This is a genomic window from Kitasatospora sp. MY 5-36, assembly GCF_001182915.1.
Taxonomy (GTDB): Bacteria; Actinomycetota; Actinomycetes; order Streptomycetales; family Streptomycetaceae; genus Kitasatospora.
Window position 1 is genome coordinate 1 of record NZ_LFVW01001359.1, and the last position, 766, is coordinate 766.

The window sequence follows — 766 nt, forward strand, 5'->3', positions numbered from 1 at the left end:
GGCCTGGCTCGCCGAGCAGCGGCGCCTGCTGGCCGCCCGCCCGCAGCGCTCCGACGAGCCCGCCTGGGCCACCCTGCTCGACCGGGTGGAACGGGAGGCGCCCGACCGGGCGCCCACCCCGCCCGCCGAGGCCGGCGGCCTGCTCTTCCGCCACGAACGCGGCCCGGACGGCGACGTCCTGACCGTCCGGCACCCCGACGGCACCCGTCGGACGCCCACCGAGGGCGTCATCGGCCCCGGCGACCGGATCGCCGGCTGGCAGCCCGAGCCGCACGGCCGGTTCATCGCCGTCCAACTGCACCGGGACGGAGCCGAGAACGGCGGCCTGCACCTGCTCCCCACCCGCCCGGGCGACCGGCCCCACCACCTGCCCGACGCGGCCCCGTACGCCACCCTCGCCTTCACCGGCGAGGCGCTGGTGTACACCGCCGGCACCCGCACCGAGCACACCCTGGCGGCCCGCCACCCGGGCGGCGGCCCGGCCCGTCGGCTCGTCCTGCCGGTGCCCGGCCCGGTCCGGCTCACCCTCCACGGCGGTCCCGGCGGGAACCTGCTGCTGCGCACCCGCCCGCAGCCGTCCGGCCCGGCGCGCTGGTGGGCCACCCGGTGGACCGGCCGGGCGGTGCCCGACTGGCAGCCGCTCGACCTCGACGGGCGGCGGGTCACCGCCCTGGACCTGAACGAGACGGTCTGCTTCCTCGCCGCCGACGAGCTGCTCGCGCTGGACCTGGACGAGCTGGCCCGGGGCGCCACCGGGCGGCCCGCC

General features: G+C 80.0%; 1 pseudogene. It reads left to right on the top strand.

From position 1 onward, the window contains the following. Positions 1 to 766: pseudogene (locus AE652_RS42430) on the top strand (hypothetical protein); the annotation flags it as partial.